The organism is Shewanella sp. SM95, from assembly GCF_025653595.1.
Taxonomy (GTDB): Bacteria; Pseudomonadota; Gammaproteobacteria; order Enterobacterales; family Shewanellaceae; genus Shewanella; species Shewanella oncorhynchi.
Window position 1 is genome coordinate 167,633 of the sequence record NZ_JAKKSE010000006.1, and the last position, 23,697, is coordinate 191,329.

A 23,697-nucleotide genomic window follows, 5' to 3' on the forward strand; every position below is an offset into this window, starting at 1 on the left:
TGCTAACTAAACCATAGCTAGCACTCATCCGAGTGAGATAGAACACGCCTATGCTGCGTGTTTTCTGTTTTGTACTAATCCATTCAAAAATTGCGGGCGCGCCTTAATCAACGACTGCATTTCTTCTTGGCTCGGCTCACCTGCTGGCAAACGCAGCACATCACGGTTGAGGTACATACGCGCTTTCATGGCAATCTTATAGTCGGCGGTCGGTCCCTGAATCGCATAATGGCGCTCGTTACCGAGCTTTTCTAAGATGCAGGCATTCACTAAACTTTTTACAGCGGGTTCATTTTGCGGCAGAGTCAAAATCGTGGCGCCTTGAAGAAAGAATTCCCTCACTAAAGCTCGCTCGGCGGGATCAAGTAGATTCACTTTAGCTTCAATCGTCTCAATAACGCGCTTATCACTTAAATGACGGATAGACTCATCTAAGCCTAAGTTAATTAATTGACTCAAAAAGTAAGCGATAGAAACGATTAGACCTAATCCAACAAACTGTGCATGTTCTGGCACAAATTTATCGAGCGCCAGCACTGCCAGTACATTAGGGGGAATAAGAAGTAAGACAGAACAACTCACCATAAGCCACAGCATGACTCTAAACATCATTTTCTTCGGGCTAAAAAACTTAACTGAATCCAGCTTGAGTTTAAACATAGTGCTATCCCAGTGACAAAAAATTGAACTTATCGGCTAATAAGCAAATTTAATGCCACAAATGAAGACATATTTCGTTGATTTTATCTGCGAGAAAATGCACTTTCTGGATCTGTAGGTCTATGCTTATAAGCATCTCAAGCCGCTATTGCATAAAGAAAATTTAAGATGCTGACATTCTTTAGCCAACTTATCAAAAGCCCCATAGGCAGGCACCTTACCCTGTCTATTGTACTTTTTAGTTCTGTTATCACCTTAATCACCACTGCGTATCAGTTGATCAGTGATTATCGCAATGATGTAGTGCGTATCGATAGAGTATTTTCCAACATGGAAAAGGTGAACTTAGATGTACTCGCCGCCAGTATTTGGGTTATTGACGAGCGGCTCATTAACACTCAGCTCAATGGGCTAATTCAGCTGCCCGATATTAACTATATTTCGATTAAAGATGACAGCGGCCAAGCATGGAATGCAGGCGAGCAGAAACAAGAACACTCCTTAGATAAAACCTTTCCTTTAGTCTATAAATCACCGACTGAAAACATCAATGTCGGCACACTCGAAATACAAGTCGATGTCGATGCTATCTATCAACGCTTGTATGATAAGGCCATTATCATTCTGCTTTCTAATGGCATTAAAACCTTCTTAGTGGCTGGGTTTATTCTATTTTTAGTGTGGTTCAACATTACTAAACACTTAGATAAACTCAGCCAATACTGCAAAAATATCGACATAGACCATGAATACGAGCCACTACAATTTGACCGTCATGAAAAAATTGATGAATTCAAACAAGTCGCCGATTCCATCAATAGCATGCAAGTACAACTTAGAAGCTCATTTAGCGCCTTAAAGAATTCTAAGACGGAACTGCAAATAGCCTTAGAAGATAGAGAGCGGCTACTCAAGCTCGAACGTAGCTATAAAGAAGAGCTCGCAAGGCAAGTAAAAGAAAGAACACTAGAGTTAGAACAATCCCTTAGCGCACTAAAACGAGCACAACAGGTTTTAGTTGAGCAAGAAAAAATGGCGGCCTTGGGTGGACTCGTGTCAGGGGTTGCCCATGAGATAAACACCCCAATTGGCATTTGTTTGACGGCGGCGAGTGCGCAGCTCAGCCATATTGAAGAACTGATCGACCTGATCCACAGCGATCAAGCCACATTAGATGAGATAAATGAAATACTTAATGAGTACCAAGAAAGCTGTGAACTCATTGTCCGTAATATCACTAAAGCCAGTAGTTTAATTCAAAAATTTAAAACGATCGCCATCGATCGCAGTCATGAAGAACACCAATGCTGTAATCTAAACCAGCAGCTACATGAAATCCTAGAGTCGACATTAATTATGCATCCCAATGTTAACGCCTCAACGGAGATCAACGTGGAGCCTACACTCAATATCAAAACCAATATCAGTTTGTTAAATCAAATTGTTAGTAATATTCTCTCGAACGCCTTTACCCATGCATTCCAAGGACATGAAGACAATCTTATCCACATTAGTGCGACTTTGGATGAAGAATCAATTCAAATCAGCATTCAAAATAATGGCTTAGCCATTCCAGCCGATGTTGCTGAGCACATGTTCGAACCCTTCTTTACTACAAATCGTAATAAAGGTGGTACTGGCTTAGGATTATCAGCGGCCTTTAATGCCGCAACACTGTTAAAAGGCACGATGAGTTATCGCGCAGACTCAAAACTAGGCGGCCCACAATTTGATATTAAATTTCCATACACTCAATGTGAATCAGTCAATAATCAACAAGATTTTTATATCTAGCTATAACCTAATGAAATTACATAATATTGAAGGGGTATCACCGCCCTTGAAAGCGGTGATATCTTGACTGAATCTAGGTTAAGAGTTTAAACCGCCTCTTGAGCCTGCAGTGCCAATCGCGCTAACACGCGACTTGCCGCCACAAAACCAAATGTCCCAGTGACCATAGTCACAGCCCCAAAACCAGAAGCACAATCCATCCTCATGCTGCCATCAGCCGCCGCTTTAGTACCGCACACTGAGCCATCGGCTTGGGGATACACTAACTGCTCACTGGAAAAAACAGCATCGATAGCAAACCGGCGTTGCACGTTTTTAGAGAAGTTATACTCGCGGCGCAAAATATTACGCACTTTGGCTAGCAAAGGATCTTGGTAGGTTTTAGCGAGATCAGTTAACTGAATTTGCGTCGGATCTGTCTGTCCACCCGCACCACCCACTGTCACTATCTTAATTTTTTGACGTTTACACCAAGCAATTAACGCAGCCTTCTGCTTAACGGCATCAATACAATCAATAACATAATCAATATTGCCGCCCTCTTTAGCTCCAAGCAAATACTCGCCTAGATTATCCAATGTAATAAAATCTTCAATTTCATTCACTTGGCAATCAGGATTAATTTCACGGATCCGTTGTGCCATCACAGCAACTTTAGAACCGCCGATGGTGGAGCTAAGAGCATGTATTTGTCGGTTAGTGTTAGTGACGCAGATATCATCTAAATCCATCAAGCTTATCTGCCCTATGCCGCTCCGCGCTAAGGCTTCAGCCGCCCAAGTACCGACGCCACCAATACCAATTACCATCACATGGGATATGGCAAATTTAGCCAACGCCTTTTGTCCATACAAACGGCCAATTCCACCAAATCGATTTTGATAGGCCTCAGTCATAAATACTTACCTTATATTACCCAATAACAGCAGGAACGCTTGCCCTAGCATCCAGTAAACACCAGCTGGGACAGCTTAAAAGCAACACCAGAAATGTGCCGTGGATTCTAAACGATATCGACATAAACCGAAATCAGATCCTCAGCCACAAAACACTAGATGCAAAGGGATACGAACACTAAATAAGTGTAATAAAAGCAAAGGCCCATCATTTACCACAGAGTCATTTGGTAATCGACTTAATAAAAACATGTATTTCACTTGTAAAACAATATGTTGAATAAGCCATTCTTTATATGAAACTTGATCCAGATCACACTTTATCATTTCAAGTCTGTGCAGACTTTGCCGCATAAAAGCTCAACAGCATGCATAGATACTGAAGTTATCAATGCATATAACAGCGATAAGCACAGGAAAATGAAGATGAAAAAGAATCTACTGACGACGGCTATTATTTCTAGCCTCACACTCTATTCATTCACAGCACTCGCCGATGGCCCTGAATTCTATGGCCATGCTGATCTTGCCATTACCAATTCAGACACAGGTTATGCAACTCAAAACCAAAAGGAGGGCACTGTTCTTGAAAACAACTTCTCTTGGTTAGGCGTAAAAGGTTCTGAAGCTGTAAGCCCTTACTTTGACATCATTTATCAAATGGAATTTGGTGTCGAAAACTTTGACAACTCAAATAAAACCTTCAATGCCCGTAATACATTCCTAGGTATCAGAAGTGCCGCAGGTACGGCTTTAGTGGGTCGTAACGATACCGTATTTAAAGCAGCTGAAGGTAGCTTCGATCTTTTCGGTAATACCAATGCTGATATCGACTTACTGGTTGCAGGCCAAACACGCTCCGCCGATGGCATTTCTTACTATTCACCTAAAATTGCCGATCTCGTGACGCTTAATGCCACTTATCTGATGAGTGATAACTATAACCAAGTGGATAAGAATGGCAACGACGTGTATAGCAAAGATCAAATGTATGCTCTGAGCGCCACCTTAGGGGATAAAGCCTTTAAAGCACAAAACTACTATGTCGCTGCCGCCTATAGTGATGGTATTGACAACGTTGAAGCCTACCGTGGTGTGGCCCAAGCTAAATTCGGTGACGTAATCTTAGGTGCCTTATATCAACACAGTGAGCATGTAGATGATAAGTTTGCCAATCTCTCAGGCGATACCTATTTTGTCAACGCAGCCTACTTAATTGGCGACTTAAAACTAAAGATGATGTACGGCAAAGATGACTCAGGTTTAGGTAAATACGTGAGCCGTTATGTTGGTGACCAAGACAACAGTGGCCTAGAACAAGTCAGCGATGTTGACCTGCAACAGTTCAGTGTGGGTGCTGATTACCGCCTGAGCACTAAGACTATGGTCTATGGTCACTACACACGCTTTGATGGTGATCTTATGTTGGCTGATGTAAAGCAAGACCTGAATGACAACATCTTTACTGTCGGTTTACGCGTTGATTTTTAAATAGATTAATCAACTAACCCCAAGGTTATTTATTGATAAAAAAGCGGCTTCGGCCGCTTTTTCTGCTTAGATATCGCCCCCAAACACAAATCTATAACCAATATGACAGACTTGCTACAGCATTAGTATATGCTACAGTTACCCTCGCCGACGCACTATCTAAGGCAATCCGCCTTACCTACCACTTAAGTAGTAAGTGAAAAATAGAGTTTTACCCCTTTCAGGTAGATTTGCAGTCAAGATATAAGGAAAGATCCCAGAAATGGCCCGAATATAGGCAAGGAGAGCCAAAAACATGATCTGCGCCACAGCCTGCGAGTCGTAAAACTGTAAAAATCGGCGGCAACTTTGTTACCAACTCAGGTAGCAAATGCGTTAAACCACACAAAAACCATGAAAAATGGATAAGAACTTAGGTTCGAGGGAGCACAAAACATGAAAAAGACATTCATCTCTGCATCAGTTGCATCAGTATTGGCATTGGCTTCATTCGGTGCGCTAGCCGAAGGCCCAAGCTTCTATGGTCGTTTAGAGCTTGCTCTAACCCATACTGACACAGGTGCCACTCTACAATCAGGTACTAACGGCATTGATACCAAAAACTATGCTGATGAGAATAACGCAGGCACTTATTTAGAAAACAACTTCTCTCTATTAGGTGTTAAAGGTTCAGAAAAAATTGCTGATGGCTTTGACGTTATCTACCAAATGGAATTCCAAGTTGAAAATACATCTACTACTGGTGATGTTTTCAAAGCACGTAACACTTTCTTAGGTTTAAAAACTAACGCTGGTACTGTGTTAGTTGGCCGTAACGATACCGTATTTAAACAAGCCGAAGGCGCTGTAGATATTTTCGGTAACACTAACGCCGATATCGACCGTTTAATCAGTGCCCAAACACGTAGCGCTGATGGTGTTTGGTACTATTCACCAAAAATTGCAGGCTTAGTAACATTAAACGCTAACTATCAATTTGATGATAACGACACTACAGCTAAGACTTCTGAAAGCCTATATGCGCTAAGCGCAACTCTCGGTGACAGCAAGTTTAAAGAACAGAATTACTATGCTGCAGTAGCCTATAACAAAGGCATCGCGGGTGTTGATGCATACCGTTTAGTGGGCCAAGCAAAATTCGGTCAATTCAAAGTCGGCGGTTTATTCCAAAACTCTGAAGATGTTGTGAACAATGACATCGAAGGTAACACTTACTTTGTTAACGTTTCTTATGATCTGAACGGTGTAAATCTGAAGGCTGAGTACGGGGTAGACGAAGCCGGTTTTGGTAACTATTACAAAAATATAAACAAATATACTGAAGTTGTTAACGGTACCGTTGTAAGCAAATCAATTACTGGTACAGACATCAACGTACAAAACTTCAACGTGGGTGCTGACTATCGTTTAGCTAAATCAACTATGGTATACGGCCAATACGCTATGTACCGCGGTGACCATGTTGTTGCTGGTAACAAAGTTGATCTACAAGATGACAACGTATTCTCTGTAGGCGTACGTTACGACTTCTAATCTCTTACCTAAGAGATAATAAAAACCTACTGTAGTAATACAGTAGGTTTTTTTATGTCTCAAATCTAATCCAAAAGCGCCAAAAATAAAAAACCACCTAAGCCAAACTGAGGTGGTTTTAGTTAACCCATTTAATTCTTTACAGCATTGAAACCATTACAAAGCATTAGATGCTCGCTAAAGCATCACCACCGTCACCTAATTCAACGCTATCGACACGTTGTAATCCTCTAGGCAATTTTGCACCACGACGTCCACGTTCACCTCGATAATGCTCAAGATCGCTTGGCTTCAGTGTGAGTTTGCGCTTACCTGCCCACAAGGTAACCGGCGTATCACTCGGCACTAATTGTAAATGCGTCATAAGTTCATCGCGACTCTTGGCCCTTTCGGTTGGTATGCCAATAATTTTATTACCTTTACCCTTGGATAATTGCGGTAACGCTTCTAGCGAAAACAGTAACATCCGCCCTTCGTTTGTGATCGCTAGCAGTGACATTTCTTTAGTGCGGTCGATCAACTTAGGCGTTAATGATTTAGCGTTTGTTGGTAGACTCAGCAAGGCTTTACCTGCCTTATTGCGCGACACCATATCGTTGTATGAACAAATAAAACCGTAACCTGCATCCGTAGCTAACAAGTAACATTGGTCTTCTTCACCCATCAACACATGCTGCATGGTTTCGCCAGGTGCCATATTGAAGCGAGTCGTAATAGGCTCACCTTGGCTACGGGCCGATGGCAGAGTATGGCTATCCGTCGCAAAAGCCCGCCCAGACGAATCAATAAACACTGCGGCCTGATTGCTACGTCCCATCGCGCTACATAGATATTGGTCGCCAGACTTATAGGAGAGCGACAAAGGATCGATATCGTGACCCTTAGCACAACGCACCCAACCTTTTTCAGATAAGACAACAGTCACGGCTTCTGTCGGCGTTAACTCTTGTTCAGTTAATGCTTTGGACTCATTACGCAATACGATTGGCGAGCGACGATTATCGCCATAGGTTTCGGCATCTTGAATTAATTCTTTCTTGATCAACGTCTTCAAGCGACGCTCTGAGCCCAATAACTGCTCCAGTTTTTCGCGTTCGGCTTCAAGCTCATTTTGTTCGGCCGTGATCTTAAATTCTTCTAACTTAGCTAAATGCCGTAACTTTAACTCGAGGATCGATTCGGCTTGTTTATCACTGAGTGAAAAACGGGCCATCAACTCGGCTTTAGGATCATCGTGAAAACGAATAATCTCGATCACTTCATCAATGTTGAGGAAAGCGATCATTAGGGCTTCGAGTATATGTAACCGCGATACCACCTTGTCTAAACGATATTCTAAACGACGTTTAACCGTATCAACGCGGAACTCTAACCACTCAGTTAATAAGGTTTTCAACCCTTTAACTCGCGGACGTCCATCGAGACCCAGCACGTTTAAGTTAACTCTAAAGCTCTTTTCTAAATCCGTGGTGGCGAACAAATGCGCCATCAGTTGATCGCAATCGACGCGATTGGAGCGCGGCACCACCACAAGACGCACTGGGTTTTCATGATCCGACTCATCGCGTAAATCGGCCACCATAGGCAATTTCTTTGCCTGCATTTGACCGGCGATTTGCTCTAAGATTTTACCGCTACTGGCTTGATGCGGCAGCGCCGTTATGATGATTTCACCGCCATCGACGGTGTAAACCGCACGTGCTCTTAATGACCCACGCCCCGAGTCATAAATTTTTGCAATATCGGCAGACGGGGTAATAATCTCGGCTTCAGTTGGATAATCAGGGCCTGGTACAAAGGCCATCAATTGCTCGAGTTCAAGCTTAGGATCATCGAGCAATGCTACGCAGGCGGAGACTAATTCTCTCACGTTATGCGGCGGAATATCCGTCGCCATACCTACGGCAATACCAGTAATACCATTGAGTAAGATATGCGGTAAACGTGCAGGCAGTACTTTAGGTTCCTTCAAAGTGCCATCGAAGTTAGCACCCCATTCAACCGTACCTTGTCCCAGTTCACTGAGTAACACTTCAGAGAATTTAGAGAGACGTGCTTCGGTATAACGCATAGCCGCAAATGACTTAGGATCATCGGGGGCACCCCAGTTACCTTGGCCATCGACTAACGGGTAGCGATATGAAAATGGCTGCGCCATCAATACCATAGCCTCATAACAGGCACTATCGCCGTGAGGATGGTATTTACCTAATACGTCACCAACCGTACGGGCCGACTTTTTATGCTTAGATTGAGCCGATAAACCTAACTCACTCATCGCATAGATAATTCGACGCTGTACCGGTTTAAGTCCATCCCCAATGTGTGGCAGGGCTCGGTCCATAATGACGTACATGGAATAGTTCAGATAAGCCTCTTCGGTAAAGCGCCGCAATGGCATTTGCTCTACCCCATCGAGACTTAACTTGATAGCGTCACTCATTTTCTTCTAGTTCCTGTGTTTCTTCAGTACTATCGCCCTTATAAAACAAGCGATACACGTTACCTTTTAAATCATCGGAGATGTACATAGCACCATCGGATGCCGATAACAGCGCAAAGGGTCGAGCAACGGGAAATTCACCGTCAAGGAAACTAACAACCGTTTCACGACTCACCACTTTTTGATCTTCAATCTTCAACATCACCACTTGATAACCAACTTTACTCGAACGATTCCACGAGCCATTTTCGGCGACAAACAACTGATTATGGTAAATATCGGGAAATTGACTGCCGCGATAAAATGCAAGTCCCGTGGGTGCAACATGGGCTGGCAACTCATACATTGGCAGAGTGATTTTTAAATTTTTCGGTTTTTCATAGGCAGGTTCGACAACACTACTGGCATGTAAATAAGGGAAGCCATAATGACTCCCTATGACATCGATGCGGTTAATCTCATCGAGTGGCAAGTTGTCCCCCATCCAATCACGGCCTTGATCGGCAAACCATAATTTTTTGTCTATTGGCGACCAATCAAATCCACTTGCATCACGCACACCAGCCGCAATCTGCTCACTCGCGCCTGTATCAACATTGATCGCTATGATACTACTGTAAGGCACTGGCGCTTCACAGACGTTACAGGGCGCACCAATAGACACATATAAACGGCCATCTGGGCCAAAATTAATTGCCCGAGAACTTTTCTTCTCTGAGTAAGGCAAGTCACTGTAAATCTCTTTGGGTCGACTCGGGCGGCGCAATCTTTGCTCAATATCAACAAAGCGTACTATTTGATTTTCAGTGGCGACAAACAAGTCACCATTGTGGAATGCAATCGCATCGGGTGATTCAAGCCCTTTGGCTATCACATAGCGCTTATCGACACGACCATCTTGATTACTATCAACGAGAGCATGGATAGTGCCGCTCTTATTGGAACCGACAAATAAAGTGCCATTAGCCCCCATCGCCATCTGCTTAGCATCGCCAATATCCGAGGCATAAAGCGATAAACCAAACCCCTTAGCGACGGTAATCATGATCGATTGGGAACCCGCAAAGGCGCTATTGCAGAGCAATAACGTCACACTCGCTAAGAGCGTAAAACCGGCAGAAAACACCTTTAAGCAATTATAATTATTAGTTTTAATATACAACATTGTAATTTTCTTTATGCCTATGTTTTATTGTTATCGGCAATAGTGCACAACATTAAAGTAAAGCCATGTCACCCTTATCTTCAAGCCAGTTTTTACGGTCCGGCGAACGCTTCTTAGCGAGCAACATATCCATCAAAGCATCCGTTTCTTCGATGTCATCTATCGTCAACTGTACTAAACGACGGGTGTTTGGATCCATCGTTGTTTCACGAAGTTGTAAAGGATTCATCTCACCCAAACCTTTAAAGCGGGTGACTTGTACCTTACCCTTTTTATTCTCAGCGGCAATACGGTCTAAAATACCCGCTCTTTCTGCCTCATCTAAGGCGTAATACACCTCTTTGCCGATATCAATACGGAACAACGGCGGCATAGCAATATACACATGACCCTGCTCAACTAAGATACGGTAATGCTTCAAAAATAGCGCGCATAACAAGGTAGCAATGTGCAGTCCGTCTGAGTCGGCATCCGCAAGGATACAAATCTTGCCATAACGTAATTCAGAGATATCACTACTATCGGGATCGCAACCAATCGCGACCGAAATATCATGGACTTCCTGTGAAGCTAACACCTGTGAAGCATCGACTTCCCAAGTATTCAATATTTTGCCACGCAGCGGCATGATGGCTTGAAACTCACGATCGCGGGCCTGTTTAGCACTACCACCCGCAGAATCCCCTTCCACGAGGAATAACTCTCCGCGCATCGGATCTTGGCCACTACAGTCTGTCAGCTTACCCGGCAGTGCAGGTCCCGAAGTCACCTTTTTGCGGGCCACTTTTTTAGCGGCCTTTAAGCGGCTCTGGGCATTATTAATGCACATTTCGGCTAAGGATTCAGCTAACTCGGTATTTGAGTTCAACCAGAGTGAGAATGCGTCACGCACAACGCCAGACACAAAAGCAGCGCATTGGCGACTAGAAAGCTTTTCTTTTGTTTGACCAGCGAATTGCGGTTCTTGCATCTTCACCGACAATATAAACGCGGCGCGATCCCAAATGTCTTCGGGTGAAAGTTTAATACCACGGGGAATTAAATTTCTGAACTCACAGAACTCCCGCATAGATTCCAATAAACCTTGGCGGAAACCATTCACATGGGTACCACCGAGCGGAGTCGGAATTAAGTTAACATAACTCTCGCCAATAGATTCGCCGCCTTCAGGCAACCAAGTAATGGCCCAATCTGCAGCTTCTAGTTGGCCTTTAAAGCAACCCACAAACGGCTCTTCTGGCAATCTTAAATTGTCACCGATAGCCGCCTTTAAATAATCAGTTAGGCCGCTTTCATAGAACCATTCATGGACTTCATTTGTCTGTTTATTGGTGAATTTGATCCGTAAACCTGGGCACAGTACCGCTTTAGCACGAAGCAAATAAATCAGTTTTGAATTTGAGAAGTTAGCTGAATCAAAATAGCTCGCATCGGGCCAAAAATGCACTCGAGTCCCCGTATTACGACGACCACAGGTCCCTGTTGGGCGTAAATCTTCAACCTTAAAGCCATTTTCAAAAGCGATGTCATACACTTGGCCATCACGGCGAACCGTGACTTCGACACGGCGCGACAAAGCGTTAACCACCGAAATACCGACACCGTGTAAACCACCGGAGAACTGGTAGTTTTTATTCGAAAATTTACCGCCAGCATGCAATTTGGTCAGAATTAACTCAACCCCAGGAATGCCTTCTTCTGGGTGGATATCCACCGGCATACCACGGCCATCATCAGTGACTTCGAGGGAGTTATCTGTATGTAGAACAACTTCAATTTTTGTCGCGTGACCTGCCAATGCCTCATCGACACTGTTATCTATGACCTCTTGGCCCAAATGGTTAGGTCTGGAGGTGTCGGTATACATACCTGGACGGCGTTTAACAGGATCGAGTCCGTTGAGAACTTCAATGGCGTCAGAGGTGTATTGATTTGTCATAGGGCACGCTATAGGTTGTTATATCCGGCCATGTTGCGGCTCGGCATGTCAGTTTGTCAAGGTAAGTGTAAAAATTGGCTTACAGTTTGCAAATGCGACTCATAACCAACAAAGCTGTGATCACCACCCGCTTCAACTCGCAATTGACAGTGATGATACTTATTGACCGCTTCGCGATAATCCAGCACATCATCACCTGTCTGCAATAATACCAAAAAACGATCCGGATTGCGGATCACAGCCGTATCAAATTCAGCGACTTCAGACTTATGCTCAGGTAAGACAAGATAATGCTGTTCAGTGTAAGGATTGAATTGCGGCCCCATAAACTCATCGAACAACTCAAAGGGTTTTACCGCAGGATTAACTAACACCGCTTTGCCACCGTAGGTTTCAGCTAAATAGCTGGCGAAATACCCACCTAAAGATGAGCCTATATAAGCTAATGGCTCTTTGGCATCAATCGCCGCCTCAACATAAGCGGTTAAGAGCACCATCGCAGCCTTAGGTGTATTAGGCAATTGGGGCTGATGGAAGGCCACACTAGGGTGATGCAGCGCCATGTACTTAGCCGTCATCACAGCTTTATCTGAAAATGGAGAGCTATTAAAACCGTGAATATAAAGCAGCATATTTCCTCAGGCTGCGGCTATTCGCGTTAATAACCGCTAGAGTTGTTGTCGGGGGAAAAATGGTTACCCGGTACGCGATACACTTTAGTGTTGATGCTACCATCGGCTTTCAACTCCAGCAAACGATAACCCGGTTGAACGCCATCCAAGGCAAAATAAGGCGATAACGGCTTAAATTGAATACAAGTGGAAGGTGTCGCCATCAACTGCAACGTGCCATGGGGCCCATTATGATGGGTATCAATACATTGGTGCACATGTCCCCAGAGCAATCCTTTGACCTGCGGATACTTTGCCACTCGCGCGATAAACTCGGCGCCATTGTCCATGCAGTGCTGATCCAACCAAGTACAATTCACAACGATGGGATTGTGATGCATCACCAGTAAAGTATGGCATTCAGGATGTGCGGCAATGGCTTCATCAATTAATTCGAACTGAGTCTCGGCCATATTGCCGCCAGGCTTTCCCCGCACGGTTGAATCCAACATGAGGATTTGCCAGTTTCCCGCCAGAATACGCTGCTGCCCAAAAATCTGTTCACCCTGCATGTGCAGATACATGATCCGTGGATCGTCATGATTTCCAGGAAGATAATGGCAAGGTAAGCCAACGGGGGTGACTGCTTTCACAAATTGCTGATAGGACTCAGCCGAATAGTCTTGACTCAAATCGCCCGTGGCGAGCATCAAGTGAGCAGGATAGTCCACAGCTCTAATCGTATTTAATACGGCAGCAAAACTTTTGCTAGTATTAACTCCTAATAGCTGAGCTTCAGGATCGGCAAAAAGATGCGGATCTGTGACTTGCACGATACGCACGCTTTCCCCTTCAGCTATGGAGTAAGAGACAGCCTCTTTCAGCACATTGAATACCCAATTCTAAGACTGGCACACGACACTGTGTTGGTAACCAATCTTTAATAACTCTTCCAGGAATGCATTCACCTGGTACTTTTCATCACTTTGATACATGCGTACATTGGGATAATCATACACTGGGCGTAATTGGTAAATCTGTTGGCCAGTTAACACTTCTGCTAATTTAGCATCGTGATAAATTCTCACTAACACCTTGGGAGTATTGATAAACTCCTTGATTTCGATGGGACGAGATATCTCAACTAGCTGAGTATATTTGGTATTTTCTAAAATTCGCACTACTAATATACCAAACTCACCTTCGAGTCGCCATGACTCACCGATAGCTATCTCTAACGGTAACCATTTCAACATGTAGCCATAATTACGCCCGCACAGTGCTAAAAAATCACTGACGTTGGGTTTATAGCGCCGTTTTAGACTCGAAGTAGCCAAATTCATCCCAATTTAAACCAGTTGCTGATAGTTTAATTGTAACCATTGTAATCCAATAACGGTCGACGCATTATCAATCTCGCCCGCAACCACTCGCTCATAAGCTTGCTCGCGGCTCATGACATGCAATCGAATATCTTCGTGCTCTTCAGCTAATCCATGCAATCCACGGGCATCGTTTGAATCGACATCAGCCCAATAGAAATAGAAACGTTCTGTACTACCACCTGGACTCGCTAAATAGCTATTTACACTGTGTATTTGCTTAGCCATTAAGCCAGTTTCTTCCATTAATTCTCGGTGTGCAACATCCAGAGGCGTTTCTGCGGGCGCAATCATACCCGCGACTAACTCAAGAAGCCAAGGAGATTTAGCGGTTGCTAATGCAGGAAAGCGTACCTGTTCGATGAGTACGACTTTATCTTGCTTGGCATCATAGGGAAGGACGACCACAGCATGACCCCGTTCAAACACTTCGCGAGTGACAGGCTTACTCCAGCCACCAGCGAATAATTTATGCTTGAAAGTGTATTCGTCCATTGAGAAAAAACCTTGATAAAGGGATTTTTTTCCTAAGATCTCAATATCCGTTTGCGAAAAAACAGGGGGTTTCATACTCTATCCTTAAAAGTTAAATTTGCGCCTATAATCAAGGCAATTTGAGCACATTTTTAAAATAAAATCTGTTACACTTCGAATTTGACTTGAAAGTGTCAGAGTTCTTAGACTCTAGGTCATTAAGTTTTAGCTGTATCGGGAAGCGTCGGGAAGCGCAAACCGCCTTGGTAAAGGCATTACTTAGTCTAAACGAAGTTAAAATATTCCTCCGTGGGGGGATTTTGTCTAATAAGGACAGCAAATGAAATTTAAGATCCATAATTTATGCGCAGCATTAACACTTGCGGCTTCCGCTTCAGCGGTGCAAGCAGATGATTTGTTGCAAATTTATCAGCAAGCACTGACCAGCGACCCGCTCGTATTGCAAGCCCAAGCCCAGCGTAATGGTTTGTTTGAGAAAATCGAACAAAACCGCGCTCCGCTGTTGCCAACCATTAGTGCAAACGTCGGTTATGACAAAGCTTGGAATGATCCGAAGGATGATGCAAGTGGTCTAGTCGGTAGCCTGAAATTAAATCAAGTCATCTATGATCACAGTGCTTGGGTTGGTTTAAGTCTTGCTGAGAAAGCCGCTTCTCAAGCTGATTCCGCTTATGCTTCCGCATTACAAAACTTGATTACTCGTATCACTAAAGCCTATTTCGATGTATTAACGGCGAAAGACAACTACGAGTTCCAAGGTGCAGAAAAACGCGCAATCGAGCGTCAACTTGAACAAACTAAACAACGTTTCGCAGTGGGTTTAACCGCGATTACCGATGTACATGAAGCTCAAGCGCAATATGACTTAGCCTCAGCCACTGAAATTTTAGCCGAAAACACGCTCGCCAATAGTTATGAAGCCTTACGTGAAATCACCGGCATCGATCACAAGACGATTAATGTGCTAGATACCAACCGTTTCTCAGCCGTTACGCCAGCGCCAACGTCATCTAGCGAATGGTTAAAAATTGCTGAAACCAATAGTGTTGATTTAATGACTCAACGTATTGGTAAAGATATTGCCCAAGAGACTATTAAGCTTTATCAAGCAGGCCACATGCCGTCTTTAAGCTTAAATGCCGGTTACAACAAAGGTCTTGAGCAAAAAATGGGTAATCTCAACGAACCTGATTTTGATAATGTCAGCGTTGGTGTCAACTTAAGCATTCCGATTTTCGAAGGTTTTAAAGTCAGCTCACAAGTTAATGAAGCACAATTCCAGTATGTTGAAGCAAGTGAAAAGCTTGAGCAAATTTACCGTGGTGTAGTGAAAAACGTTCGTAATAACTACAACAACGTAGGTGCTTCTATCAGCTCAATCAAAGCTTATGAGCAATCTGTTATTTCATCAGAAAGTGCCCTAAAAGCCACTCAAGCGGGTTTCGAGGTGGGTACTCGTACTATCGTTGATGTTTTGAACCGTACCCGTGACTTGTACGACTCAAAACGTAAATTATCCGATGCGCGCTATAGCTACATCAACTCAGTTGTTGCACTAAAGCAAGCTGCGGGTACATTGAATGAAGATGATGTTATCGCCATCAATAATGGCTTGATTGCACAGTAACAACGCTCCCAGTAATTAAATATAAAAAAACCGCCATTTGGCGGTTTTTTTATGCTTAAAAATTAAAATCAACAAAATTAGAAGTTGATTTCAACACCCGCAAAATAACCTTTAAATTTAGTATCAGCACTCACACCCGAGAAATTACTCACATCGAATAAAAATTCACGGTAGCCTACACGTACACGCGTATCGACGGCCAAACCATCAAATTGCCAACCTAAACCAATAGCATAGTCGTGCACGCTTGACTCATTGACGCCCTGCATCAAATCAGCAAAACCGTACAAGCCTAAGCCAGGCATACCTACATGCGTACTGGCGTAACCCATCACAATACCGCTATCGACATCTTTCTCTTCTGGATGGCCAGGGTCTTGAACACGCAGTGAACCATTCATTAACTTGTATGCTGCACCAAGGTCCAATGACACTATGTCGTTGTCCAATATTTCGTAATACAGCACGAAGTCTGTGTTACTCAAATCAGTATAAGCAGTAACATTACCTTTAAAATCATGACCATTGAAGTTGAAATCAGCATCCGACATGCTGCCTTTCTGATCTAGGTTATTTTCACGGATTTTAATATTAGGGACAAATGGCAATGGGTGCTCAACTGCAATCCAATAACTGCCTTGAGCAGATGAACTGTAATCAAATGTTTGTTGTGGTTGACCTTTATCGGCAAAAGTACCACTAGTATCGGCGCGCCAGTAGTCGCCACCAATTGTGAAACCAACCACAGTGGCCGCTTGGGCAGATGAGGCCATACAGAATCCTAATACCGCACTGGCGAGGAGAGTTTTTTTCATAATTAACCTTGAGATAGCAAGTTCGTTAAATCAATCACCGCGGCATTCGCACGGGATACATAGTTAGCCATAACCAATGAATGATTAGCGACTAAGCCAAAACCGCTGCCATTCAGCACAACAGGGCTCCAGACAGTTTGCTGAGTCGCCTCCAGCTCACGAATGATCTGTCTTAGGCTTACTTCAGCATTTTTCTTCTTCAATACGTCAGCAAAGTCAACTTCAACTGCGCGCATAAAGTTCAACAACGCCCATGAAGCACCACGGCTCTCATAGAAGACATCATCAATTTTCCACCAACTGGTTTTTACCTGATGGCTGGTCAAATTTGGAGTTGATTGACGCGCCGAATTATCACCGGCTAGGTCTGTATTTAAGCGCTCTTGGCCAACGCTGGCAGATAAACGCTGCGACATACTGCCCAGACGTTTCTGCACTTCTTTCAACCATTCATTAAGGTTGTCAGCACGGGCATAAAACTGTGCATCTTGATTATTTGGGTCCATCATGCGGGCACGATAAAGCTTCAGCAATTTGATTGCATCGCGATATTCGCTTTCGGCACTCGGTACTAACCAGCTTGTGTGGTCAATATTGAGCTTAGATTGGGCTTCGCCTAAATCTTTGTCCGCCGCAGATTGTGACTGTGAGCGGCTAAACTCTTTACGCATAATCAAGGCTAAATCACGGGCTTGCTCCAAAGCACCATATTCAAATGCGGGCATGTTATCCATGAAGATGGAAGGTGGCATCACATCGTTTGATAACCAACCACCTTGCTTATCGAGTAAATTTTCGACTGTGAGGATTAGCGATGTAGTAGTAGCGTATCCAACAATATTCTTATTGGATGCTGTTAATTGTTGAGGGCTAATTGGATCCGGTTCGATACTCCACCATACACTCACGCCATAACCGATTAATACTAAAAATAAACCGACCCCGGTAACTTTTTTCCATGTAATTTGCATCAAGCGACTCCTTAATGATGGTGATGATGCTCTTGCTCTGCGGCGTTTTCTGCTGCTTTACTAACAGGCAGGGTAATTGCCATTTTCTCGCCACCGTCAAACTCTAATTGCAGTTCAACTTGTTGCTCTAACACCAATGGCGCTTTTAAGCCAAGCAACATGACGTGATCCCCTGACGGCGTTAACGTTAATGTGCCATGGGAGGGGATGTCAAAACCTTCAACATGGCGCATCTTCACCATGCCTTGGTCTTCGATAATCGTGTGTAATTGGGCATCCTTTGCCACAGTCGTACTGACACCGATAAGACGAATCGCTTTATCTGTGTGGTTTTCAAGCGTAAAGTAAGCGGCAGTATTTGGTACTGTCTCAGGCATGGCGCGTATATGACCTTCAGTCATGACTACGTTCGCCAACGCTGAAAATGATGCACAAGATAAAACTAGACAATTAAACAGCTGTTTGAATATTGGTTTCAATGTCTTAAACTCCATGTCTACCCAATGTCGTCGTAAAGGAAACAACCCATGAGTCATATACAGGTTCAGGATGATCAGGGCGTGCGTATTATTAGCTTTAATCGCCCTGATAAACGCAATGCACTTGATCTTAATATGTATAAACAACTGACAGAATACCTGATCGAAGGTGAAGCAGACAACGACATTCGTGCCTTTATGCTCCATGGCCAAGATAATTGTTTCACCTCAGGCAATGATGTTGCTGACTTTTTGAAAAATAGTGACTTAGGGCCAAATCATCCCGCAGTACGTTTCTTATTTTGCCTGCTCGAACTCAAAAAACCTCTGGTGGCTGCGGTTTCTGGTGCCGCCGTCGGTATAGGTACAACCGTACTGCTACATTGCGATCTGGTATACGCTGACAACACGGCGAAATTTCAACTTCCCTTCGTCAACTTGGCTCTCGTGCCGGAAGCGGGGGCTAGCCTACTCTTACCAGAACTCATTGGTTATCAAAAAGCGGCTGAGTTACTGCTACTTGGTGAAAGTTTTAATGCCGAGACGGCCCATAGACTCAATATGATCAACGAAATTGTGGCCCATGAAGATTTACTCAGTTATGCATTATCTCAGGCAAAAAAATTGGCAAATCAACCGCCACAAGCCCTACAAATCACACGTCAATTAATGCGTCCGCATAAAAATCGTGTACAACACCAAATGCACCAGGAACTTGAACAATTTAGCGCTAGGCTAAAAAGTGATGAAGCCAAAAGCAGATTTCAGGCTTTTTTGAAAAAGTAGTCTGCAAGGCAGTATGCATATACATTTTCGCATGAGGGTCAAAGTACCCTCTTGTTGATAGGTTTAACTGCATCATTTTAAATCAAAACAAGCCACTTATTAGCTCATCAACACCAGCCATCACTGCATGATTAGGCTGGTTTTTTCCATTGGTCAACTAACAATGCTAAAACAAAGTAAATTAGCAAACTCACACCCGGCATAAATACAACTGCACCAGCCCACACCGCACGAGTCCAAAAACAAGACCAATCAAATTTCCACGCCATGCCTGCAGCAACACCACACACTAACCGCTCTGGACTCTCCATACGCACTTTTAATCGTTTCATCTAAAACCTCGGCTCAGTTGATCGCTAACTTATTTATCACTAACACTATGCCACTGAAACCAGCAAATAATGCCTGAAAACAACGCAAGACTAATTACAGGTAACAGTAGCAATGTCATCAAAGGTGCTACAAACCACATAAGCAGATCCTTTACTTAGCGCTATATTCATCGGCACCTGCCGATTCACCTTTATTTTCAGCGTTTAAGCTAAGTTGACTGTTGAAGTCATAAATACTTTCAGCCAGTTGTGTTTGCAATGACATCACAAATTCACGCTTTACACTGACGAACAATTCTTGTGTCTGCGCAGTTAATGTTTGCTCAATAGTTCCCACAACATCTGATATTGGTGCGGCTTCTGCGTGTGCTGCAACGCTACCGACTAACGCGCCTAATAACACACTCATTTGTACTGATTTTTTAATGGTTAACGTAAACATGATGGCATCCCTTTCGATTAATTAACTTGACGAAAGGAGTATTACAAACTGCGTGCCAACTTATAAAAGTATTTTTAAGATTATGATTTTAATCATTTTAAAAAAATTTTATATGGACAAGATGAGATATAGGGATGGATTTGAAAATAACAAGTGGTGAAAAATACTACTCAAATTAGTAAATTTCACCATCTTTTAAGTCGAGTGGAATTACTCTACAACTTCAGCCTGAATATTCTGAAAAGCCTGCTTTACCACTTCTATCCCAGCGCCGTTTTTATGGGCATTTTCGCTCAAATAACGACGCCACGCACGGGCACCCGGTAAGCCTTGAAATAAACCTATCATATGACGAGTAATATGATTGAGCCGGCCACCAGACTGCAAATGCGCTTCAATATAAGGCAACATAGCCTCAATCACAGCCTCGCGGCTGATCACTGCTTTTTGACTGCCACACAATATTTGATCCACCTGCGCCAGAATATAAGGATTCTGATAAGCCTCGCGCCCCATCATTACTCCATCGAGCTGCACTAAATGAACTTGTGCTTGCTCGAGAGTTGTTACGCCGCCATTAATACCAATATTAAGTGCAGGATAATCACGCTTAAGTTGATACACACGCTCATAATCGAGCGGCGGGATCTCGCGATTCTCTTTTGGGCTTAACCCTTGAAGCCACGCCTTACGCGCATGGATAGTAAAATCCGTACACCCTTTTGTACTAACCACATCAATAAACTGGGTTAAAAACGCATAACTATCTTGCTCATCAATTCCGATACGCGTTTTCACAGTCACAGGAATATCAACGACTTGTTTCATGGCGTCAATACACTCAGCCACTAACTCAGGTTCCGCCATCAAACACGCGCCAAAGCGACCATTCTGCACTCGATCGGAAGGACAACCCACATTGAGGTTAACTTCATCGTAGCCACGCTCAGCAGCGAGTTTAGCGCAACGAGCCAAATCTAAGGGATTAGAGCCACCTAACTGCAACGCCAAAGGATGTTCTTCTTGGTTATACGCCAAGTAATCACCGCGACCATGCAATATCGCTCCTGTTGTCACCATTTCCGTATACAACAAAGCATTAGCCGACATCAAACGTGCAAAATAACGATAATGCCGGTCTGTCCAATCCAACATGGGCGCAATGGAAAAGGTTCTATCGAGGGTTTTAGGCGCTAAACCTTGGTGTTGCTGGGTTTTATCTAAATTCATTACAATCCGAAAAGTTAATATTTTTGCTAATTTTTGTACGTTTTTGCATGTTTTGCATTGATCGGGGAACCTATAGTGATCCACAATGGATTGGACTGAGGGGTTCGGGGAACCAAAAAACATGGCATCTTATAGCATTCAAAAACGTGAAAAAGCCGACGGTACTGTGCGGCATCGCTGCCTAGTTCGTGTAAAGAAAAACGGCAAAATATTATACACGGAGCAACGTACCTTTACCAAATATGCCGCTGCCGAGGCATGGGGTAAAGATCGGGTGATTGATATTGAGTCAAACGGGTTTGCTACTGAGGATACGGCTCCTGTTACATTGGGCAGCATCATCAGCAAAGCCCTGACAGATGAAAACATCAACAGCAGCATTGGTCGTTCAAAGCGCTTTTGTTTACGGCTGTTATCGGATTGCGATATTGCTAAATTGAATCTGACTGATATTAAGCCGCACCACATCATCGACCACTGTAAATTGCGGCGCAGTGCAGGCACAGGGCCATCTACCATTGCAGTTGATGTAAGCGTGATCCGATGGCTGCTACGAATCGCTAAATCAAACTTTGGGCATGAGGTTTCACAAATTTCGGTTATTGAGGCTTACGACGCACTGTATAGCCAAGACTTGATCGCTAAATCGGGTAAGCGTTCGCGCAGACCGACTACGGATGAGATTGAGAGGTTAAAAGTTGGATTAGCTGCAAGAGCAGATCAACGGGCTGCACACATCCCTTATATTGATTTGCTGGATTTCTCGATACTGAGTTGCATGCGTATTGGTGAAGTGTGCCGGATAACATGGGCTGATGTAGATGAGGCACAAAAGGCAGTAATCGTTCGTGACCGTAAGGATCCGCGCAAAAAAGCAGGTAATCACATGTTGGTGCCTATGTTGGGTGGGGCGTGGGAGATACTGCAAAAGCAGCCGAGGAATGATGCGCGGGTTTTCCCCTATAACGAGCGCAGTGTTACTGCAGGGTTTCAGCGGGTGCGTAATGAATTGGGAATTGAAGATTTACGCTATCACGACCTAAGGCGTGAAGGTGCTAGCCGGCTATTTGAGAAGGGTTATAGCATTGATGAAGTGGCGCAGGTCACAGGCCACAGGAATATAAATACTCTTTGGCAAGTGTATACAGAGCTATTCCCGAAGCGGTTGCATGATAAGGATATTTTATGAAAGTTACAGACAATTCAGCATTAGAATTTAACAAATTATTAAATAGACTAAAGTTAGCTGCTTATATTAGTTTTATTATCTTTTCAGGTATTCTTATTGCCTATGCAGTAAAATTTGGTAGTTTCACTGATTTTTGGGATCGATTCTCAAACCTTCCAGATGATTGGTCTGCATTTGGTTCACTTTTATCAGGTGCATCTTCATTTATGGGTGCAGTTGGTACTGTAGGAGTAATGGTGCTTGCCATTAAGCAATTCAAAATTCAACAAAAGCAGATAGAAGCACAAAATGAACGTCAAAATAAATTCGAAAAACTACAACAAGAAAAATGGGAAACAGAAGATGAAATGATTAAACAGCAGAGATTTATAGAGCATCAAAATCAATTCATTACATACATACATAATTTCGAATCATATAGTAAATTCAAAGTTAACAACAAACTTGGACTCTATAAAAAGCTTTTTCCACATAATAATCATGAAAATATTTACCTTATTTCATCATTTAATGAAAATGGTTCACACCTATTAGAGACCGCAAAGAATGAAATTGAAGAATTATATTTCTACGCACACTCTTATGAAATCGATACTCATGTACTATTCGGTTTATTAATTAAATCTCTAGAAATATTCAACTTAAAATACCCTGCCTCACCAATAAGTGGTGACATATTTAACATAAAATATGAGAACAGTGGTATAAATATTTTTAGACTTGATAGTTTTTTCGAAGACTTAAAGAAAATATTTGAAAGCATGGCTATGTTTAGCAATTCAAACTTAAAAATAAGATATAAGCTACCTGAGAAAAAATGTTTATATAACTTAGAGAGATTTGCAATTGAAAACCTAACTGACTTAGGGTTTGAAGCAAAAATATTTACAACCTGTAACGGAGTAAAAGAGTTAATTGCACTCCAAATGGAAGTAAAGAAATTTTCAAATATAGGCCTACCATTTGAACCAATTGAATTTTCTAATCATGAGTACATGAAAAAAATGGCAAGTCATTGGGAGCGTATAATTTCATTTATAAATGAAGATGAACAAATACCTAATGAACTGCAATATAAATTGTCAGAATTTAATTCTGCACGTTTTCATAACTCTGTTGCAAGAGAGATGTATAGAAAAAGATCTAACAGATTATAACCCGCTAAACCCTGAAGGATCCCCTCATAAATCAGCCATAGCATAGCCATATTTGAGCAACTGATTGGCGAATAATACCCAGGCCGCCAGCAATTCTTTCTCCGTGATTTGATAATCAGGCCGCCTGAGTACCTCCAATCCCAAGCGAATCGTTGAGAGTACCGTTCGATGCCCAATGGTATTGGCCTGAAAATGCTTATCCCAGCCCTGTTGCTGTGCGTGTAAACCAACTAGCCACAACAGGCATTGAACCATCAACG

Annotated in this window: 22 protein-coding genes and 1 pseudogene; 7 read left to right on the top strand and 16 right to left on the bottom strand. The window is 43.1% G+C overall.

Features of this window, described 5'->3' with window-relative positions; translation table 11 throughout:
* Positions 1–48: 48 nt before the first annotated feature.
* Positions 49–660 carry a superinfection exclusion B family protein gene (locus L5M29_RS09720; protein ID WP_105251480.1) on the bottom strand — a complete coding sequence of 204 codons (612 nt, stop codon included), beginning with the start codon at positions 658–660 and terminating at the stop codon, positions 49–51.
* A 168-nt stretch (positions 661–828) separates the two neighbouring features.
* Between L5M29_RS09720 and L5M29_RS09725 the strand changes: the two genes are divergently transcribed.
* Complete coding sequence (locus L5M29_RS09725; protein ID WP_263167605.1) at positions 829–2,454, top strand: ATP-binding protein; 1,626 nt, start codon at positions 829–831, stop codon at positions 2,452–2,454.
* An 86-nt stretch (positions 2,455–2,540) separates the two neighbouring features.
* On the opposite strand, the gene tcdA is transcribed toward L5M29_RS09725, so the two are convergent.
* On the bottom strand, positions 2,541–3,350 hold the full coding sequence (gene tcdA, locus L5M29_RS09730) for a tRNA cyclic N6-threonylcarbamoyladenosine(37) synthase TcdA (protein WP_263167607.1): 810 nt from the start codon (positions 3,348–3,350) through the stop codon (positions 2,541–2,543).
* 426 nt (positions 3,351–3,776) lie between these two features.
* Between tcdA and L5M29_RS09735 the strand changes: the two genes are divergently transcribed.
* Both L5M29_RS09735 and L5M29_RS09740 read left to right on the top strand, forming a co-directional pair.
* On the top strand, positions 3,777–4,841 hold the full coding sequence (locus tag L5M29_RS09735) for a porin (protein WP_263167609.1): 1,065 nt from the start codon (positions 3,777–3,779) through the stop codon (positions 4,839–4,841).
* A gap of 435 nt (positions 4,842–5,276) precedes the next feature.
* Entirely contained in the window at positions 5,277–6,374 is a 1,098-nt protein-coding gene (locus L5M29_RS09740; protein WP_263167610.1) for a porin, read from the top strand.
* 166 nt (positions 6,375–6,540) lie between these two features.
* On the opposite strand, the gene parC is transcribed toward L5M29_RS09740, so the two are convergent.
* From parC to nudF, 7 genes are read right to left on the bottom strand one after another with little or no spacing between them, the layout of a single operon-like run.
* On the bottom strand, positions 6,541–8,817 hold the full coding sequence (gene parC, locus L5M29_RS09745) for a DNA topoisomerase IV subunit A (RefSeq protein ID WP_263167613.1): 2,277 nt from the start codon (positions 8,815–8,817) through the stop codon (positions 6,541–6,543).
* Positions 8,810–9,982, bottom strand: coding sequence for a PQQ-dependent sugar dehydrogenase (locus tag L5M29_RS09750; protein WP_263167615.1), 1,173 nt, complete (start codon positions 9,980–9,982; stop codon positions 8,810–8,812). The genes parC and L5M29_RS09750 overlap by 8 nt, the downstream gene beginning before the upstream one ends.
* A gap of 52 nt (positions 9,983–10,034) precedes the next feature.
* Positions 10,035–11,921, bottom strand: coding sequence for a DNA topoisomerase IV subunit B (gene parE, locus L5M29_RS09755; RefSeq protein WP_105251473.1), 1,887 nt, complete (start codon positions 11,919–11,921; stop codon positions 10,035–10,037).
* Positions 11,922–11,977: 56 nt separating this feature from the next.
* Entirely contained in the window at positions 11,978–12,553 is a 576-nt protein-coding gene (locus L5M29_RS09760) for a YqiA/YcfP family alpha/beta fold hydrolase (RefSeq protein WP_263167617.1), read from the bottom strand.
* Between the two features lie 26 nt (positions 12,554–12,579).
* Positions 12,580–13,419, bottom strand: a complete 840-nt coding sequence (cpdA, locus tag L5M29_RS09765) for a 3',5'-cyclic-AMP phosphodiesterase (protein WP_105251471.1) — start codon at positions 13,417–13,419, stop codon at positions 12,580–12,582.
* A 15-nt stretch (positions 13,420–13,434) separates the two neighbouring features.
* The gene (locus tag L5M29_RS09770; protein WP_105251470.1) at positions 13,435–13,875 is read right to left on the bottom strand and encodes a DUF1249 domain-containing protein; all 441 of its coding nucleotides are present in this window, start codon (positions 13,873–13,875) and stop codon (positions 13,435–13,437) included.
* A gap of 6 nt (positions 13,876–13,881) precedes the next feature.
* Entirely contained in the window at positions 13,882–14,484 is a 603-nt protein-coding gene (gene nudF / locus L5M29_RS09775; protein WP_028759445.1) for an ADP-ribose diphosphatase, read from the bottom strand.
* A 244-nt stretch (positions 14,485–14,728) separates the two neighbouring features.
* Here nudF and tolC point away from each other — a divergent pair, with 244 nt between their 5' ends.
* Positions 14,729–16,036: an outer membrane channel protein TolC gene (gene tolC, locus L5M29_RS09780; protein WP_105251469.1), complete on the top strand. Its 1,308-nt coding sequence runs from the start codon at positions 14,729–14,731 to the stop codon at positions 16,034–16,036.
* A 77-nt stretch (positions 16,037–16,113) separates the two neighbouring features.
* On the opposite strand, the gene L5M29_RS09785 is transcribed toward tolC, so the two are convergent.
* Genes L5M29_RS09785 through L5M29_RS09795 form a run of 3 tightly spaced genes read right to left on the bottom strand, consistent with a single transcriptional unit; the run spans position 16,114 to position 18,316 of the window.
* The gene (locus L5M29_RS09785) at positions 16,114–16,851 is read right to left on the bottom strand and encodes a TIGR04219 family outer membrane beta-barrel protein (protein WP_263167619.1); all 738 of its coding nucleotides are present in this window, start codon (positions 16,849–16,851) and stop codon (positions 16,114–16,116) included.
* A 2-nt stretch (positions 16,852–16,853) separates the two neighbouring features.
* Positions 16,854–17,822, bottom strand: coding sequence for a DUF2333 family protein (locus L5M29_RS09790; protein WP_105251468.1), 969 nt, complete (start codon positions 17,820–17,822; stop codon positions 16,854–16,856).
* Positions 17,823–17,833: 11 nt separating this feature from the next.
* Positions 17,834–18,316 (bottom strand): copper chaperone PCu(A)C, encoded by a 483-nt coding sequence (locus L5M29_RS09795; protein ID WP_028761867.1) that lies wholly within the window; start codon positions 18,314–18,316, stop codon positions 17,834–17,836.
* Between the two features lie 33 nt (positions 18,317–18,349).
* On the opposite strand from L5M29_RS09795, the gene L5M29_RS09800 reads away from it, so the two are divergent.
* Positions 18,350–19,087 carry an enoyl-CoA hydratase gene (locus L5M29_RS09800; RefSeq protein ID WP_028761866.1) on the top strand — a complete coding sequence of 246 codons (738 nt, stop codon included), beginning with the start codon at positions 18,350–18,352 and terminating at the stop codon, positions 19,085–19,087.
* 131 nt (positions 19,088–19,218) lie between these two features.
* On the opposite strand, the gene L5M29_RS09805 is transcribed toward L5M29_RS09800, so the two are convergent.
* The 3 genes from L5M29_RS09805 to dusA form a co-directional block, all read right to left on the bottom strand.
* Positions 19,219–19,419, bottom strand: coding sequence for a PspC domain-containing protein (locus L5M29_RS09805; RefSeq protein ID WP_113941528.1), 201 nt, complete (start codon positions 19,417–19,419; stop codon positions 19,219–19,221).
* Between the two features lie 151 nt (positions 19,420–19,570).
* Complete coding sequence (locus tag L5M29_RS09810; RefSeq protein WP_173246873.1) at positions 19,571–19,861, bottom strand: hypothetical protein; 291 nt, start codon at positions 19,859–19,861, stop codon at positions 19,571–19,573.
* A 210-nt stretch (positions 19,862–20,071) separates the two neighbouring features.
* The gene (gene dusA, locus L5M29_RS09815) at positions 20,072–21,091 is read right to left on the bottom strand and encodes a tRNA dihydrouridine(20/20a) synthase DusA (RefSeq protein ID WP_263167621.1); all 1,020 of its coding nucleotides are present in this window, start codon (positions 21,089–21,091) and stop codon (positions 20,072–20,074) included.
* A gap of 121 nt (positions 21,092–21,212) precedes the next feature.
* On the opposite strand from dusA, the gene L5M29_RS09820 reads away from it, so the two are divergent.
* Complete coding sequence (locus tag L5M29_RS09820) at positions 21,213–22,280, top strand: tyrosine-type recombinase/integrase (protein ID WP_263167622.1); 1,068 nt, start codon at positions 21,213–21,215, stop codon at positions 22,278–22,280.
* Positions 22,277–23,437, top strand: a complete 1,161-nt coding sequence (locus tag L5M29_RS09825) for a hypothetical protein (protein ID WP_263167624.1) — start codon at positions 22,277–22,279, stop codon at positions 23,435–23,437. The genes L5M29_RS09820 and L5M29_RS09825 overlap by 4 nt, the downstream gene beginning before the upstream one ends.
* Before the next feature lie 24 nt (positions 23,438–23,461).
* On the opposite strand, the pseudogene L5M29_RS09830 reads toward L5M29_RS09825, so the two are convergent.
* A pseudogene (locus L5M29_RS09830) lies at positions 23,462–23,697 on the bottom strand (IS4 family transposase); the annotation flags it as partial.

What these genes read in the sequence shown, in the direction of transcription:
- L5M29_RS09720 (WP_105251480.1), bottom strand. Translation starts at nt 660, where the DNA reads ATGTTTAAACTCAAGCTGGATTCAGTTAAGTTTTTTAGCCCGAAGAAA.
- L5M29_RS09725 (WP_263167605.1), top strand. Translation starts at nt 829, where the DNA reads ATGCTGACATTCTTTAGCCAACTTATCAAAAGCCCCATAGGCAGGCAC.
- tcdA (WP_263167607.1), bottom strand. Translation starts at nt 3,350, where the DNA reads ATGACTGAGGCCTATCAAAATCGATTTGGTGGAATTGGCCGTTTGTAT.
- L5M29_RS09735 (WP_263167609.1), top strand. Translation starts at nt 3,777, where the DNA reads ATGAAAAAGAATCTACTGACGACGGCTATTATTTCTAGCCTCACACTC.
- L5M29_RS09740 (WP_263167610.1), top strand. Translation starts at nt 5,277, where the DNA reads ATGAAAAAGACATTCATCTCTGCATCAGTTGCATCAGTATTGGCATTG.
- parC (WP_263167613.1), bottom strand. Translation starts at nt 8,817, where the DNA reads ATGAGTGACGCTATCAAGTTAAGTCTCGATGGGGTAGAGCAAATGCCA.
- L5M29_RS09750 (WP_263167615.1), bottom strand. Translation starts at nt 9,982, where the DNA reads ATGTTGTATATTAAAACTAATAATTATAATTGCTTAAAGGTGTTTTCT.
- parE (WP_105251473.1), bottom strand. Translation starts at nt 11,921, where the DNA reads ATGACAAATCAATACACCTCTGACGCCATTGAAGTTCTCAACGGACTC.
- L5M29_RS09760 (WP_263167617.1), bottom strand. Translation starts at nt 12,553, where the DNA reads ATGCTGCTTTATATTCACGGTTTTAATAGCTCTCCATTTTCAGATAAA.
- L5M29_RS09770 (WP_105251470.1), bottom strand. Translation starts at nt 13,875, where the DNA reads ATGAATTTGGCTACTTCGAGTCTAAAACGGCGCTATAAACCCAACGTC.
- nudF (WP_028759445.1), bottom strand. Translation starts at nt 14,484, where the DNA reads ATGAAACCCCCTGTTTTTTCGCAAACGGATATTGAGATCTTAGGAAAA.
- tolC (WP_105251469.1), top strand. Translation starts at nt 14,729, where the DNA reads ATGAAATTTAAGATCCATAATTTATGCGCAGCATTAACACTTGCGGCT.
- L5M29_RS09785 (WP_263167619.1), bottom strand. Translation starts at nt 16,851, where the DNA reads ATGAAAAAAACTCTCCTCGCCAGTGCGGTATTAGGATTCTGTATGGCC.
- L5M29_RS09790 (WP_105251468.1), bottom strand. Translation starts at nt 17,822, where the DNA reads ATGCAAATTACATGGAAAAAAGTTACCGGGGTCGGTTTATTTTTAGTA.
- L5M29_RS09795 (WP_028761867.1), bottom strand. Translation starts at nt 18,316, where the DNA reads ATGGAGTTTAAGACATTGAAACCAATATTCAAACAGCTGTTTAATTGT.
- L5M29_RS09800 (WP_028761866.1), top strand. Translation starts at nt 18,350, where the DNA reads ATGAGTCATATACAGGTTCAGGATGATCAGGGCGTGCGTATTATTAGC.
- L5M29_RS09805 (WP_113941528.1), bottom strand. Translation starts at nt 19,419, where the DNA reads ATGAAACGATTAAAAGTGCGTATGGAGAGTCCAGAGCGGTTAGTGTGT.
- L5M29_RS09810 (WP_173246873.1), bottom strand. Translation starts at nt 19,861, where the DNA reads ATGTTTACGTTAACCATTAAAAAATCAGTACAAATGAGTGTGTTATTA.
- dusA (WP_263167621.1), bottom strand. Translation starts at nt 21,091, where the DNA reads ATGAATTTAGATAAAACCCAGCAACACCAAGGTTTAGCGCCTAAAACC.
- L5M29_RS09820 (WP_263167622.1), top strand. Translation starts at nt 21,213, where the DNA reads ATGGCATCTTATAGCATTCAAAAACGTGAAAAAGCCGACGGTACTGTG.
- L5M29_RS09825 (WP_263167624.1), top strand. Translation starts at nt 22,277, where the DNA reads ATGAAAGTTACAGACAATTCAGCATTAGAATTTAACAAATTATTAAAT.